Source organism: Nostoc sp., assembly GCF_041747015.1.
Taxonomy (GTDB): domain Bacteria; phylum Cyanobacteriota; class Cyanobacteriia; order Cyanobacteriales; family Nostocaceae; genus Nostoc.
Genome location: NZ_JBGTFY010000160.1, coordinates 1 through 15981, shown reverse-complemented (window position 1 = coordinate 15981; position 15981 = coordinate 1). Strand labels below are relative to the sequence as shown.

11 protein-coding genes are annotated in these 15981 nt (G+C 41.6%); 7 read left to right on the top strand and 4 right to left on the bottom strand.

Annotation, left to right across the window (positions count from 1 at the left end; translation table 11 throughout):
* Positions 1-48 precede the first annotated feature (48 nt).
* On the bottom strand, positions 49-1734 hold the full coding sequence (kdpA, locus tag ACEW80_RS12350; RefSeq protein ID WP_373526851.1) for a potassium-transporting ATPase subunit KdpA: 1686 nt from the start codon (positions 1732-1734) through the stop codon (positions 49-51).
* A 727-nt stretch (positions 1735-2461) separates the two neighbouring features.
* Here kdpA and ACEW80_RS12345 point away from each other — a divergent pair.
* Together ACEW80_RS12345 and ACEW80_RS12340 are read left to right on the top strand one after the other, a co-directional pair.
* Positions 2462-3580, top strand: coding sequence for a sensor histidine kinase (locus tag ACEW80_RS12345; protein ID WP_373526850.1), 1119 nt, complete (start codon positions 2462-2464; stop codon positions 3578-3580).
* Positions 3581-3629: 49 nt separating this feature from the next.
* Positions 3630-4304: a response regulator gene (locus tag ACEW80_RS12340; RefSeq protein WP_373526849.1), complete on the top strand. Its 675-nt coding sequence runs from the start codon at positions 3630-3632 to the stop codon at positions 4302-4304.
* Between the two features lie 63 nt (positions 4305-4367).
* On the opposite strand, the gene ACEW80_RS12335 is transcribed toward ACEW80_RS12340, so the two are convergent.
* Positions 4368-6614 (bottom strand): Ig-like domain-containing protein, encoded by a 2247-nt coding sequence (locus ACEW80_RS12335; RefSeq protein WP_373526848.1) that lies wholly within the window; start codon positions 6612-6614, stop codon positions 4368-4370.
* Positions 6615-7726: 1112 nt separating this feature from the next.
* Between ACEW80_RS12335 and ACEW80_RS12330 the strand changes: the two genes are divergently transcribed.
* Entirely contained in the window at positions 7727-7891 is a 165-nt protein-coding gene (locus ACEW80_RS12330; RefSeq protein ID WP_373526847.1) for a hypothetical protein, read from the top strand.
* A gap of 94 nt (positions 7892-7985) precedes the next feature.
* Here ACEW80_RS12330 and priA read toward each other — a convergent pair whose 3' ends face one another.
* Positions 7986-10661, bottom strand: a complete 2676-nt coding sequence (priA, locus tag ACEW80_RS12325) for a primosomal protein N' (RefSeq protein WP_373526846.1) — start codon at positions 10659-10661, stop codon at positions 7986-7988.
* Between the two features lie 825 nt (positions 10662-11486).
* Between priA and ACEW80_RS12320 the strand changes: the two genes are divergently transcribed.
* From ACEW80_RS12320 to petJ, 3 genes are all read left to right on the top strand, one after another.
* A complete protein-coding gene (locus tag ACEW80_RS12320; RefSeq protein ID WP_373526845.1) occupies positions 11487-12623 on the top strand; it encodes an RpoD/SigA family RNA polymerase sigma factor in 1137 nt (378 codons plus the stop codon).
* Between the two features lie 495 nt (positions 12624-13118).
* Positions 13119-13613 (top strand): N-acetyltransferase family protein, encoded by a 495-nt coding sequence (locus tag ACEW80_RS12315; protein ID WP_373526892.1) that lies wholly within the window; start codon positions 13119-13121, stop codon positions 13611-13613.
* A 285-nt stretch (positions 13614-13898) separates the two neighbouring features.
* Positions 13899-14234, top strand: coding sequence for a cytochrome c6 PetJ (gene petJ, locus ACEW80_RS12310; protein ID WP_373526844.1), 336 nt, complete (start codon positions 13899-13901; stop codon positions 14232-14234).
* Between the two features lie 77 nt (positions 14235-14311).
* Here the strand turns inward: petJ and ACEW80_RS12305 are convergent, their stop codons facing one another.
* Positions 14312-14956, bottom strand: coding sequence for a Uma2 family endonuclease (locus ACEW80_RS12305; RefSeq protein ID WP_373526843.1), 645 nt, complete (start codon positions 14954-14956; stop codon positions 14312-14314).
* A 330-nt stretch (positions 14957-15286) separates the two neighbouring features.
* On the opposite strand from ACEW80_RS12305, the gene ACEW80_RS12300 reads away from it, so the two are divergent.
* Positions 15287-15583, top strand: a complete 297-nt coding sequence (locus tag ACEW80_RS12300; protein WP_373526842.1) for a hypothetical protein — start codon at positions 15287-15289, stop codon at positions 15581-15583.
* Positions 15584-15981: the final 398 nt, after the last annotated feature.

Sequence of the window (15981 nt, the reverse complement as noted above, 5' to 3'; positions counted from 1 at the left end):
GGTAAAAGTTAGGAGTTATTAATTCCAAACTCGTAACTCATAACTTTTCTAACTGCCAGATGCTAGTTTTAAACCCTCAGCTATGGGGCCTAAGGCCAAAACGGGAAAGAAAGTCAATACTCCTAAAACCAGTGTCACTGCGGCGGTGATAACAGTAAATACTAGAGAATCCGTTTTTAGGATACCAGGGGTTTCTTGTACTTGTTGTTTGCGGGACATCCCGTCAGCTAACAGTAAGATGGCTATCATCGGAATGTAGCGTCCTCCTATTAAACTAACTAAAGTACTTAAGTTCCACCACAGGGTGTTATTCTTCAATCCTTCTAAGCCAGAGCCATTATTTGCTGCTGCTGAGGCATATTCATAAACTACTTGCGAAAGACCATGATGGCCGGGGTTGCTAATTCCAGACAGGGAGATGGGATAAGCCAAAGCGATCGCACTGGGAATTAAAATTAAAATTGGGTGAATTAACAGCACCACGCAAGTGAGGACAATTTCTCGCTTTTCAATTTTACGTCCTAAAAACTCTGGGGTGCGTCCTGCCAGTAGTCCAGTTAGGAACACTGTGAGAATTAAGTAAATGAATAGGTAAGCTGTTCCTGTTCCTTGACTGCCCCAGATAACCTGGATAAACAAGCTGAAGAGAGTCGAAAATATTCCTGACGGCATCAAAGAATCGTGCATCCCATTTACAGCGCCAGACATAGTAGCGGTAGTCATCACTGCCCAAAATGACGTTTGCGCCCAGCCAAATCGAACTTCTTTACCCTCTAAATTCGGCTGTTCTAATCCAAAGGTGTTATTAACAAGGGGATTACCTTGCAGTTCTCCCACGGCTGTTACTCCCACCAGAACTACAAAAATTACAAACACCATCCAGAAAAGTAGCCAAGCTTGTTTAATGTTATTGGCAAATATACCGTAGGTGTAAATCAAGGCTGCTGGTATAGAAATCATGGCGAGCATTTCTATTAAGTTAGAAGCGCCATTGGGATTTTCAAAGGGATGGGCTGAGTTTACGCCAAAAAAGCCACCGCCGTTTTCGCCCAAAAGTTTGATCATTTCAAATGATGCTACTGGACCTCTGGCAAGATATTGCGTCCCACCATCCAAGCTTCTCACATCCAGAGTCCCAGCTAATGTTTGTGGTACACCTAGCACAAGCAAGGCGATCGCTCCAATAATCGAAATCGGCAGCAATATTCGCGTAATCGCACGGGTAAGATCGACGTAAAAGTTACCTAGTCGTCTACCCGTCAACCCCCGAATAAAGGCAATACCTACAGATAAACCGGTGGCTGCGGAGGTGAACATCAAAAAGCCTAAAGCTGCTACCTGGCTAAAATAGCTTAATGTTGTCTCACCAGCATAATGTTGTTGGTCGGTATTGGTCACAAATGAAATTGTCGTGTGCAGCAATACATCCCAGGTAGGCGCACCGAAGCTGTTAGGATTCCAGGGTAAGAGTCTCTGAAAATATATCAGCAAATACACTGAAATACCCATAATAAGATTGCTATACAATACAGCCCAAATGTATTGCCAACCAGTCATATCATCTTTCCTTCGGACACCCGCTAGTACGTACATACTTCGCTCTATCGGGTTCATTAAAGAATCAAGCAGTGTTCTTTCTCCCAAGAAAACACGTCCTATGTATCTTCCGAATAGCGGAGTGATTGCTATGACGATACACAGCGTTAAGCCAATTTGCAAAAAACCTTGTCCCATGTATTTCGTGTTTAATTAAATTTAAGTGCTAGCGAACCAATTCTGAGAAATAACAGATTAACTGTTGGGGTATTTGATTTCGAGAGATTCAGTATTTTCAGTTATTACTATTTTTCTGAGACTTATTAAAGTTTTTGTTAAGAATATTTAATTTTTATTCTTCATTCATCTCGCTAGTTAGGATTATTTGTTTATACAATACATTTTGAAAGTTTGCTACTTTCAAAGAATATAAATATCCCAGAGGATTTTATTAATGGGATTAAGGATTGGGAAGATTATGGTAGATACCCCGTTCTTTGTCGCAAATTACCCAGTTTGCTTTCCGACATCTGGACAATTGTAATTTTAGAGGATGTTTGAAAAGTGGTTGGCTTGTGATTTTAGGCACTTCTAGATCCCCCCTAACCCCCTTAAAAAAGGGGGGCAACCTCTCTCAAAGTCCACCTTCTTTAAGGGGAGCCACTGCGCCCTTGCGGTTTCCCGACTTGTACCCCTTCGGGGAAGCAAGCTACGCGCAGCGTCTCCGGCAAGGAGAAGCACGTGGCGTGGATTTAGGGGGATCTCAAAGTATTTGCTACCAAGAAGAGGACTTGTTCATTCATCCTCTTAGAGTTAATTTTAAAGTTGATATTTGTAGATATAGATTGTTGATAAATCATAATTGGAAAATTAAATAGTTTGATAGATTGTATTATCACTATTTTTTAGTAAATCAAAAATGACTATGTTAAGTCGATTATTGATGATAAAAGAAGCTTTAAACGAGCGTAGGGAAGTATATGGACTAATAGCGATCGCCTTTGCTACAGTAATAGGATTAGAATATTTGACACCACCTGAGTACGTATTTGGCTACCTCTACACAGGGACAATTTTGTTAGCAGATTCTCGATTGAATCGGAGGGCAGTATTAGGAGTCACTTTTGCAGCTACAGGATTAACTTTATTAAATTTGTTTGTCCCAGGAGGAGAGATGGTTAATCTTCCAACGTTAGCAAACAGGTTAATTGCAGTATTGGCGCTGGTAATAACGGGGTGGTTAAGCGATGCCTCCGGCGGGCTTCGCCAACGCAACCACCGCAATGAAGAAGCGATCGCTTATACGCAAGCACAATTACGCTCTCAAGAACAACTAGCGATAATGCGTGAAGATTTTGTTTCTACCTTAACGCATGATTTGAAAACACCCTTATTAGGAGCAATTGAAACACTGAAATATTTTCAAAATGAGCAATTTGGTGAAATCACGCCAATGCAAGCAAAAGTTTTACAAACAATGGCTCGTAGTCATCGCAGTACACTGCAATTAGTCCAGACTCTTTTAGATGTGTATCGTAATGATACCGAAGGGCTGAAGCTACAAATATCACCTGTTAATTTAGCCACTGTGGCAGAAGAGATAATAGCCACCCTGACGGAACTAGCGAGAACACGTCAGGTTTATATTTCTCTGCACTATGGCGAATCAGATTTTCGCAGCTTTCTATGGGTAAATGGCGATTCTTTACAACTGGGTCGAGTCTTTACCAATCTTTTGAGTAACGGTATCAATCACACTCCCCGTGGCGGTAAAGTGGAAGTAGTACTTGAAGGTTATTCTAGCGATCAAGTGGTAAAAATACTCGATACTGGTTCCGGCATTACCGAAGAAGAGTTACCCCACTTATTTGAGAGATTTTATCAAGGACACAGCGATCGCCACGTCTTAGGATCTGGACTAGGGCTTTATTTGACCAGGCAAATTATTGCTGCTCATGGGGGTACAATTTGGGCAGAGAATCGCTCACCAAAGGGCGCAGTGTTTGGTTTTGGACTCCCAGCTTGTCCACCACCGGGGAGTTGAGAGGGGGAGCAGGGGGAGCAGGAGAGAAATAGCCAATGACAAATGACAAATGACAAAAATCTTGCTCGTTGAAGATGATGAATTATTTCGACTTGGTTTGCGGATGCGGTTGCAACAAGAAACCAGTTTGGAGATTGTTGCAGAGGCAGAAGATGGGGAACAAGCTGTAGAATTAGCAAATCGCTATCCCCTGGATTTGGTCTTGCTGGATATAGGTTTACCGGGAATTGGTGGGATTGAGGCTTGTCGCCAAATCAAGCAGAAGCACCCAACTTTACCAATTCTCGTTTTAACGTCTCGTTCTGAAAAACCCTTAATTTCACGGTTAATTGCCGCCGGGGCACAAGGTTACTGCCTCAAAGGTATTCCCGCTGACTCTCTGATATTGGCGGTGCGATCGGTTGCAGCGGGGGCTTCTTGGTGGGATCAAACGGCAACAACAGAAATTAGGGCGGCTTTTAAGGGCAATTCTACGGCGGTACTACCTGTAAAAACTGACGAACTCCTAGAAAATCCCTTAACGAAGCGGGAACAAGAAATTTTGGCACTGGTAGCAACTGGCAAAAGCAATCAAGAAATTGCCGAAAGTCTCTACATTGCCCCTGGTACAGTGCGGGTTCATGTCCATGCGATTTTGCAGAAACTAGAAGTACGCGATCGCACCCAAGCCGCAGTTTTAGCGATCCAAAAAGGATTGGTAGCACCAGAATTGTTGATTAATTAGATTCAATATTCAAACTTTAAACTTGTTTCGCCTGACTTTGTAAAGCTGACATATTAACTGATATTAATTGACTGGACGCAGAAGTGTAATTTTGCCGCCAGTCGTTTCACCGAGCTGCGTCACGTAGATATGTCCATTCGTGGGATTCTCAATCAAATCCAATGGACTTGGGTCAAAACCGGTGAAGCCAGTAATACCCGTTTGGAAATTTACAATATCCAAGTTTGCGCCACCCGGTGTTAGCATAATGATGTCATTACCAGCACTGTAGCGGATCACCAGCAGTTTGCCTTGCAGCTTGCCACCTAAAACATTACTACGGTATTCAATCATACCATCCGGTGAAAAATGCTCTCCGAAATCGAAGGCAATACCCTTCCAATTCCGGTCAGGTAGAGTACCAATGGGATATTCATTTACCTGACCTGGGTCTGTACCAGCGGTGGGATTGCCTCCACTCAATACCCACTCACAACGCTTAGGGTTCGGATGACCATAATAACCATTTTTAACAACGCGAAACAGATAATCTTCCTGCGTGCCTATACTGTTAAGTGCAGGCACAGATGGACTAGTATAAGCCCCATTCGTAGCTTTATCGATCCGGTTTTGGCAGGCAACAGGTAGGGGGATAGGTGTATTTGGCGTATTGCCACCAGCTGCTGAACCATTGGTTGCCACATACAACTGCCCATTGGTATGCCAAACCAGATCGTAGGCATTACGTATACCACTCGCAAAGATGGTTACAGCTGCTCCTGGGTTAAAGGGGTTATAAGTACCTCCATCCTCCGTCTTAACGCTTAAAGGAAATGAGGTGATCTTGGACAAGTCAACTCGTAATAGAGCAGCAGTTAATAATTTCTCAGGACGATTTCTCCAGACACTATTTGGTGCGCCCGTACTACTATTACTACCTTGCAACACATACAGCACATTTGGCTCATTAGGGTTAAAGTCAATGCTGTTGGTTACATGATCCCGGATCGAGCGTGGTAAATCAACCACATAGTCTTTTACTGTTTCTAGGTTGGAACCGCTCAACCGAGTAATTTTACCACTCCACTCTGGCGCATCAACACTTCCATTCCAGTAGTAGTTGTTTGTTACCCATAGAATTAGGTTGCTGGCATTTGTTGATGAGGGATCAAAGTGCATACCAATGATAGTTCTGTTACCACCATTGGCAGTCTGCAATGAAGAAATCGTTTGTGGCGTACCCAGGGTGCCATTAGCATTGATCGGGAAGCGCAAAATCTCACCTAGTAAGGTGGCAGCATAGAGTTTATTGTCAGGCCCAATCGCTACTGTGGTGTAAGATTTGTTAGGTACATTCGGTAGTGAGATTTGCTCAAAAGTAATATTACTTCCTCCGTTCCCCAGGATGCCTGTTGTGAAACTGATGCTATGGGGTAAGAATGCAGTACCATTGCTATCTTTAACCCCGTCGGTGATTTGTAAGAGATATTTGGTATTTTCCTTGAGATGACTTGTCGGAGACACTACCATTACATCTCCGCCACCCGAAGTGGTGTAATTGGCATCGACTTGTGTATTAGTGCTGCTATCGATCAGTTTGATGGTTGAGGCTGAAAGGGTATTAACCGCGATACCACTGTTAGGGAGATTCACGTCTACTGCAATCGAGATATCTGGCAACACATTGGTCTGACTATTGGTAGGATTGCTCGTTCTGACTGAGGGATGGTTACCCGGTGCGATCGCAATATAATTGAGCTTGGTATTCCTACCACCTTTAGCATCAATTGTAAGTTTGCCATCGTTAACACTAACAATTCGAGTAACTGCGGTAAACTTTTTGGTTGCCGTTGGTACAAAGCCAGAAATAGCAACTGTGCCTTCTATATTGAGCTTGTGGTTACTATCTACAGCATTACCAGCATCACCAACGCTAACGGTCACATTATACGAACCATTAGCTAGGGCATATTCCCAAGCCGCAGGTATCTTCACTGCTGTTCCTGAATAGTTATTAGCAGGATATTGCATATGAATCAGTGTATTAAGTCGCTGCTCAATGCCACTTTGTTTGCGATCGCGTGTATTAAGTTGAATATCAAGGGGAATTCGTGTACTATTGCCTAAGCTATCTTCACGCACCCAACCAAAGCCCTGAGTATTATTGTAAGCTTGACCAATGTCTTTAATATACCCAGATGGTACAGGAGCGTTATTTGGTTGAAAATTAATCAGCGCTGGAACAATTGCTAATACCAGTATTTTGGGTTTGAAATTGTAAATCATATATACCTTGCCGTTGTAGTCGAAGTTGATACGTGAGTAGTCCATTGACATCGGTCAAGTATCTGCAATGATTATTCTTGGCGATCCTTGACTGGCTAGAAACGAACATGATGACCGCAAGATCCAGAGAAACCATTTGATCGGTTATCTGGTTACTCTTAGTCAGATCACTCCACTCACCAACGCTAGAGCGCAGACAATTCTGTTATTAAAGAAGGCAGTCCCAATGAAAAAACTTCACCACTAAGCATGAAAAAGGGACTGGGAACTGAGAACTAATATTTTTACGCAGCACAGGCTAAACCCTAGCTCCGCTAACAGCACTCAGCATTTTCAAGCCTGAGCGCATAAAGAATGCAATATAGTGGTGGATTCAACCCACCACGTCACTTCCTCTACTTGGAGAGAAGTTAGATCGGAGGAAACTTTCTCGCAGCACTGGGTCTACCAAATCTGCGTATTTTGGTGGGGGACTCAGACTACTGCCTTTCGGTCGCCAGAATTTATGAGCGCTTGATTGGAATTCTTCTCTTCTCTACGAGAGGCTGCGCCAACGAAATGATGCGTGAGCGAACTTCCGCCTTTTTTGCTGAAAAAACTGTATTTTTATGGACTGAATTGAAGCTGGCGTAGAAACCATAGTCTATCCTCCAGACTACGTACAAATTATTTAGTAAATACTTAAAATTATATTAATTACTGAACTTAGTTTTTAGGGGAACTTCTTAACTCTTCAACTCTGTACAGCATGATTACGTAAAAAGCAATAAATCTTCAAAATTATCACCGTAACCCTTTAACTGCTGCTGACATCGTTGATTTTTGTCTGTGCTGTCAATATACAACTAACTTTGGCAGCAAATCCTGAAAAACTCTTTGAATATCTATGCCTTTACTTTGTTAATAGCTCATACTGCGATTCACTTTATCTATCTGAGGATAGATTATGCCTCAATACGGTTCAGTTAAGGAGAATCGTAGGTTGGGTTGAGGCTTTGCGAAATCCAACAAACCTGCCTAAATGTTGGGTTTCGTTCCTCAACCCAACCTACGCAGCTTAAGGTTTTTTGCGCTAACTGAACCGTATTGGATTATGCCTAGCTAGACTCAATCACCAAGCAAATCAGCTTTATTTGTGAGTGTGCTATTTTTACTAAGTGTCTAGCACTAGTCTCCAGCAGGCTTTAGAAGGGCAAATTCAGGAAACCTGGAATAATTCCACCCACCCGTTTAGTGCATTATTGGGTATTTGGTTAATTATTTACAGTCTTTATTTATTGATTTTGGCTGCTGTTGTCTATGGCTTTAGCCTTTGGCAGTAGACTCATTCACCACGCTTGAGACAAACATCAGAATCAGCTAATTCTGGGGAATAGGAAAAAGATTTTCATGCGTGATTGTGTATATAATTCATGATTACATAATATTTAATGGGTCTACATCAATTGTCAAGCTAACAGATTGAGGACAAATATCTCGGACTTCTTCCCAATCTGGCAATTGTGGCAATGCATCGGGAGCAAATTTAATCAATATCTGCCAGCGATAACGATTAGCTACTCGTAAAATACTCGCTGGTGCTGGGCCTAATATCTCGAATTCTTCTTCTGTACTCAAGGCTGTAGCGATAATTTGCGCTGTGTTCTGCACTTGAATAGGGTCAAGACTACTTAAGCGCAATAAAATTAACCGCCCGTATGGGGGATAATTGAGTGCTTGGCGTTGTTCTAATTCAGCTTCAGAGAAAGACTGATAATCGTGCGATCGCACTGCTGCAATTACCTGATGCTCTAAGGTATAAGTCTGCACAATCACTCTACCCGGATCGTCGCCTCTACCAGCACGTCCAGCTACCTGAGTTAAGGTTTGAAATGCCCGTTCACTGGCGCGATAATCTGATAAATGCAGCAATCCATCGGCAGCAACAACGCCTACAAGTGTCACCTGCGGTAAATCCAAACCTTTGGTGAGCATTTGCGTACCTACTAATAAATCTGCTTCGCCGTTAGCAAACTGGGTAAGTAGGGTACGGTGTGAGCCTTTGTTGCGGGTGGTATCGCTATCAAAGCGAATCAAGCGCAACTCTGGGAACTGTCGCCCTAATTCTTGCGCCACTCGTTGAGTACCGCTACCGAAGAATTTTAAGTAGGGGGAACTGCAATCAGGGCAGAATTTGGGATGCGATCGCGTATAGTTACAGTAATGACAGCGCAATAATTCCGGCGCTCCTTCTTCGGTGTGGTGATACGCCAGTGACACATCACAGTGTGGACATTCCAACACATATCCACAACTGCGGCAAGAGACAAAAGTACTGTGTCCCCGCCGATGGATAAACAAAATTCCCTGTTGCTTTCTCTCTTGCAACTGTTGCAAAGCTTCTTGCAAGGATCTACTAAATATAGAACGATTTCCCTGCTGCAACTCTTGCCGCATATCTACTATTTCTACTGGCGGTAAAGGGCGGGAGTTGATGCGTTCCGGCAAACTCAAGTAATGAGTGCTGAGTGCTGAGTGAGGAGTGGTGAGTGCTGAGTGCTGAGTGCTGAGTGCTGAGTGAGGAGTGCTGAGTGCTGAGTGCTGAGTGCTGAGTGAGGAGTTATGAGTTATGGATTCTCCCCCTGCTTCCCTGCTCCCCTGCTCCCCTGCCCCCTGCCCCCTGCCTCCTGCCTCCTGCCTCCTAACGCTTACCCAACTTTCCAACGAAGGCGTAGCGGAACCTAAAATTAAGGGACAATTTTCTAACTCGGCTCGCCACTGAGCGACGGTACGGGCGTGGTAGGTGGGGATGGGTGAGTCTTGTTTAAAGCTGCTGTCGTGTTCTTCATCTAAGATGATTAAACCTAAATTGGGCAAAGGGGCAAAAACAGCGCTGCGGGTACCAATGACAACTTGGGGTTCTCCGGTAAGCATTTGTCGCCAAGTGTCGTAACGTTCACCATCTGAAAGGGCGCTGTGATAGACGCTGACTTTATTACCAAAGCGGGCGCGAAAACGGTCAGTTAGCTGGGGTGTGAGTCCAATTTCTGGGACTAAGACTAGGGCGGATTTGCCTTGGTTGAGGAGGGGTGCGATCGCTTGCAAATATACCTCGGTTTTTCCTGAACCTGTCACCCCATGCAACAAAACTTGAGCAAATCCATCTATTGTCTGGATTGTTTCTAAGGCGCTAGCTTGGGCAGCAGTTAAGGATTTAGCCCCATCGCCTACTAATGCTGGGCCTTGTTCTGTTCGCAATACTTCGCGTTCTTCAACAACGATGTAACCCTTTTGTGCCAAGGTTTTGAGGATAGATGAACTAGCATTGCAAATTTGCAGTAATTCATTTTGCCACAACTCCCCACCACGCCGCCGCAGCACTTCTAAAATCTCTCGTTGGCGAGTAGTTAAGTCGTGGTCGATTATACCTGTGAGCATGACTGCTTTTTGCAGCTTTGGTTTAGTCAGCCGTGGCGGTTCTAGGTAGCTTTCTACTAAACCAAATCGTAACAATTCCCGAATTCCTCGATAAGCAGATTTAACTTTTTGTTGAAGGTAAATGAAACTGTAATTTCCCGCAGATTGCGCTTGTAAAAGTTCCCAAATTTGCCGCGCAGTTGGAGTTAAAAAAGCTGAAGGATTGGGAGATGCTAGTAAATAACGACTCTCCTGTGTATTCTCGCCTCTAACGAGCCGGATACGACGCTGCGATCGCCCCAACAACCCTGGTGGTAAAGCAACCCGGATTACTTGAATTAGGGGCGTATAGTAATATGCTGCAACTCGATTGAGTAATTCCCAATAAGCAGTTGGGAAAAATCCGACGCTGACTATATCTTCTACTTCCCGGATTTTTTCTGGTGGTAAATCGACATTTGGTTCTGCCAGTAACCGAATAGCGATCGCTCCTAATTGTTGTGCCCCAAATGGCACACTTAAAATATCCCCTGGTTTTATTTCTAACTGGGCTGGCAATCGATAAGTAAATAGTCCTGTACTTCCTGGACAGTCTACCAGTACTTCAACCCACCTATTCAGAGTTGCACCTGACTGGTATGATTTCCCAGACTCAGCCACTACTAAAGTAGATAAATTTACGTCATTAATATACATAGTTGCTGACTTTGTAATTAGATATTTTCTCACATAGCTGGTCAAAATTAACCTAGCTAACTAAACTCTAATTTTTTGCTTTCTTAAATTTAAATAGTATTTCTCAATACTGTTATTATTCATAATACTTGATAAGTTTCCTCTTATGTAATCTACTAGACAAATTCGTATCAACTATATATGCAATAAATATTTGGTGCCCACTATACAAATGAAAGCATCTTGGCTCTTGCTGCAACAGTTGCTGTATCTACTAAAGAGGGAGTAGTCTTTTTCCGCCTATCGATAGATATTCAACCCTTTATGCATATGAGATGCTTTTATACAATCATCCTGAAATTAAGCTGCCATTATTGTAATTTGTATTATGTGGGTAACTTTAAACAGGAATCCATACCCTAGCACCAAGTTTTCGATTTATCTTGGAATTCCAACGCCTCAAGATTAAAATTGTTTAGAAAAATATATGAAAGTTTAAGAAATGTGGATGGTTAGCTGAGATTTTTATATTTGTCAAGGTTGAGAAAGTTTGAGAGAGGTTTAACATATTTGATAATTCCAAAAAAAATGAAGAATAGATATGTTGGGAGTCTGAGAATAAAGTTTTGTAGGGTGCGAAGGTCGCTTTAGTTATAGATTGTATCTAACTGTAACCTATGGGTAGTAGGTAGATGCCAATTTTTATTCCTGAAGATAAATTAACATAAACTTGTACTTGGCTATATAAACGGGTGCATTCGTCCATTAGGGAAAACTACCAAGCCTCCAACGAGTAGCTGTAACTAAATTATGTACTAAACAAAGCAACAATCCCTAAAGAAAAGTATGAATATTGTTGAATTGGGAAAAATGGAAATACTGGAGAATAATGCTGATAGCGAAGAACCATCACTCGATAGTTTAGATGCAGTGGTACAAGAAGAGTCTCCAATTGTAGTAGAAAATCTGGAATCAGATGAACGGGATGGAGATGACATGGCGGCGGCTCGTCCTTCGGGATACAATAAAACCGAGCATGATGATGCCGTAGGCGCGTTTTTTAAAGAAATGGCGCGTTATCCGTTGCTAAAACCTGAGGAAGAGGTAGAGTTAGCACGGCGAGTCAGGTTTCTAGAGGAAGTAAGAGAAATACAAGCTGCCTTAGACTTAAAACTAGGAAAGGAATCTAGTAAATTAGAAGTGGCTTGTGAACTAGAATTGACGGAAAAGCAACTAGAAAGTCGCTTGTATCAAGGTAGAGTAGCGAAACGCAAAATGATTCGCTCAAACCTGAGATTGGTAGTTTCTATTGCTAAACGATATTTGAATCGGGGAGTGCCTTTTCTGGATTTAATTCAGGAAGGAGCAATGGGTTTAAATCGTGCTACAGAAAAGTTTGATCCAGATAAAGGATATAAGTTTTCTACCTATGCCTATTGGTGGATTAGACAAGCGATTACCAGAGCTATAGCTAACGATGCGCGGACAATTCGGCTACCTATTCATATTGTTGAAAAGCTTAATAAGCTGAAAAAAGCACAACGAGAACTCAAGCAAAAACTCTGTCGTAATCCCACCGAAGGCGAAATGGCAGAAGCTTTAGAAATTAGTGTGCAACAATTACGCCAACTCCAACAACTACGCCGTCAAGCACTTTCCCTCAACCACCGTGTTGGTAAAGAAGAAGATACGGAATTGATGGATTTGCTAGAAGATGAAGATAACTTGTCTCCAGAAGCAAAAATGAACGAAAACATGATGCGTCAGGAGATTTGGGAAGTCTTGGGTGATGTGTTAACTCCACGGGAGAAAGATGTAATTTCTCTGCGTTATGGTTTGACAACTAGCGAACCCTGTACTCTGGAAGAAGTTGGCAATATGTTCAATCTTTCTCGTGAGCGAGTGCGACAAATTCAAAGTAAAGCCATGCGAAAATTGCGTCGTCCCCACATAGCAAAACGTTTAAAAGGTTGGTTGATTTAATTACGTTGATGAAGATAGAGATGCGATCGCTGATCTAATTAGCTTTACTAACGAACATAGATCAAATAAAATTAGAGTGCAAAACTTGAAATTTCGTAGGGAAGCCAGTACGTTGAGGAGCTTCCAGACGTTGTAGCAGCTGGTTACACCAGAACTGCAAGAAGATTTCCTTCTGTAGGCGATTAGTGTTAGCGTAGCGGTTGCGAGTTAGATGCTTCTGCTTCGCTATCGAGCCTCACCCGTTCCACAGTTTCTCTGACGTACTCTTGGCGATAAGACACTCTACAAAACTTGCTTTTTATTAAATCCACATTCCTAACGAATTTAGGAGCTTGTATCTGGATATTTTTTGAGCTTTAGCGATCGCCATCTACAAGAAGACTTACACAAAACTGGATGTTTTGTACCTTTTTTCAGTTTTTATTTAGTCATTAATCAAAAAAACCTGCACAGATGCCTATAGACTATGGATTATATACTATAGACTATGGACTAATGACTTCGCCTAACAATTTGATTTTGCGTTTTGCCCAAGCAGATGATTGCAGCGTACTATTTAAATTAATTCAGGGGCTTGCAGATTATGAAAAATTATCTCACGCTATTACTGGCAATGCTCTAGCACTTAAGGAACATTTGTTTGGTTCGCACAGATATATAGAAGCAATTTTAGCGGAATCTGCGGGTGAAGCTGTTGGTTTTGCCCTATTTTTTCATAATTATTCAACATTTCTGACTAAGCCAGGAATTTATCTGGAAGATTTATTTGTTTTACCAGAATATCGCAGGCAAGGTATCGGTAAGGCTCTCATTACTAAAGTAGCCCAGATAGCTGTAGAAAGAGATTGTGGGCGGTTAGAGTGGAGTGTATTGGATTGGAACGAATCAGCCCAAGAATTTTATCGTAGTATGGGAGCATCTATATTAGATGATTGGCGAATTTGCCGCGTTACAGAAGATGCGCTTACTCAGTTAGCATCTGTCAAATAAACAACAAAGAATGAAGTATAAAGCAAGATAATTTTTATCTTTGATATTTCATCCTTAAACGTTATGATTTCTTAGTTATAACTTATAAAAATTTATATATATTTGCATTTTAATCGTCAGCGTAAATGCAAAGCAAGTTGTCATCAAATATTACTGCGTACTAACAGCCTTAAATCTCAAAACCTGAATATTCAAAAATTTTAGGACTAAGTTTGACAGATTGTCATTTGACTATGGCAGCAGTTCAATTGACAATTATGAAGGATATTGTAGAGGAAACACGAAATGAAAAAAATTATTACACTAATGCTGTTAGGCATAGCAATCTTCACCTTTGCCTTCAGTAGTCCAGCTTTGGCAGACGATACTGTTAGTGGAGCTAAAGTATTTAGTGCTAATTGTGCCTCTTGTCATGCAGGTGGCAAAAATCTGGTTCAAGGGCAGAAAACACTGAAGAAAGATGCTTTAGAAAAATATGGTTTGTACTCAGCAGAGGCAATTATTACTCAGGTTACTAATGGTAAAAATGCCATGCCTGCTTTTAAAGGCCGTTTGAAACCTAATCAGATTGAAGATGTAGCTGCTTATGTGCTTTCACAAGCAGATAAAGACTGGAAGTAAAGGAAAATTTAACTTCAATAGTTAACAATTAGTGGGGCTTTTTGTCCCGCTAATAGTGAAATTGCTCTTTTCTAACACTATGCAGGGTATCCACCAGCTTGAAAAATCTGTTCGACGGTTAAATTTAACTCTGGGAAAGTCTGTGAGATAATGCGTTGTTTACCGCCGCAGGCATCGCTACCTCGAAACTGGCTGACTTGGTATTCTCCCTCAATTAAAGTGTAGAGCGATATAGTTGGTTCTTTGGGGTTGCCAATAAATCGCCTACCGCCTAAAGCAGCATAGTCTACAATCCAATATTCTGGGATGCCCATAGCCTCATAGTCAGCAGCTTTTTTTAAATAATCATCACGCCAATTTGTACTCACTACCTCAACTACTAAAGCTATTGATTCCGCTTGATTTACGGTAGATTGTTTTTTCCAAAGAGGTTCGTTTATCAAATTAGGGCGATTTAATATCAGCACATCTGGTGAGTAAGCCGATTCACTTTCAAGCGGTTTTACTAATACTGTTTTCGGTATAAAGTAGGGGAGATTTAAACGAATACACTCTCTAGTAATTTCAAAAGCTAAAAATCCAACTACCTCTTCATGGTCGCCTGTTGGTTGGGACATTTCGACTATTACTCCATCATGCAATTCATAACGTTTTCCTGTGTTGTCTGGATATCTAGCAACGAATTCATCGAATGTAACTATTTTACCTAAGGTTTGAATCATAAATTATTGCCTTCTATCTATTATATTTGTCAAGGGTCTAGTTTTATTAATGCTAACGCAATTCGTAATTACTACAATGGAAGAGGCTTTGAGGCTTATTTACCTTTGCCTTTTGGAGCCTAGCTTGCTTATAAAACGCAATATCTTTAGCCTTTGAAAATCGCACGTCTGGGAATTTGAGCGCCTGAGACAGAATATAAAGAATTGCTAACTTATTTCTTTATCTGAAATCGCCTGTAAGAGTTTTAAGTTATTTACTCATGTTCTCACCTTGTCTTATATCATTTGTGAATAACATTATTTTACTATAATCTAAAATCCAAAATTGCTATGAGAGCCAAAATAGAAAATAAAGTGCTTTTTATCCACCACGAAGATTTGCCAGAGTTTAAAAAGGCTGGTTCTGTGGTGAGAAATTCTTATTTTTGGGCAATGCGTTCAATTGCTGGAAAGGCTTCGCGTTATCGTGATTGGGAATACGAACCGGAGGTTTGGCTGGCACTTTCACGAATGCTTTTATCGTTTGCTGAATCTGGGTATTTGGGTCATAGAGAGACTATGTTAGAGTTTCCCTTATCTCAAGGGGAAATTCCTAGTGTGCTGCGAGATGTGTCTACTTGGGAGTAGAGGCGCACAAACCTTTAATTATTTACGCACACTTGCTTTCACCAAAATAAGTACTTATACCGAAATGAGTAAGTCGAATGACATTTTACTTGCGGAAAACACCAAAATGAGTAAGTCGAATGCCATTTTGCTTAAGTCGAATGTCCTTTTGCTTGCAAAAAATACCAAAATGAGTAAGTCGAATGTCATTTTGAGTAAGTCAAATGCCCTTTTGCTTGCGGAAAACACCAAAATGAGTAAGTCGAATGCCATTTTGCTTAGAGGATGTTTGAAAAGTCATCCAACGTATGTTTGACTACTCTGGCTATCGAGAAGTTAAACGAGATAATGAGAGTTATGGGACTTGCGATCACTTCTCTAAGTTGCATTTAAGGCTCAAGCTGACACTTTTCAAACAA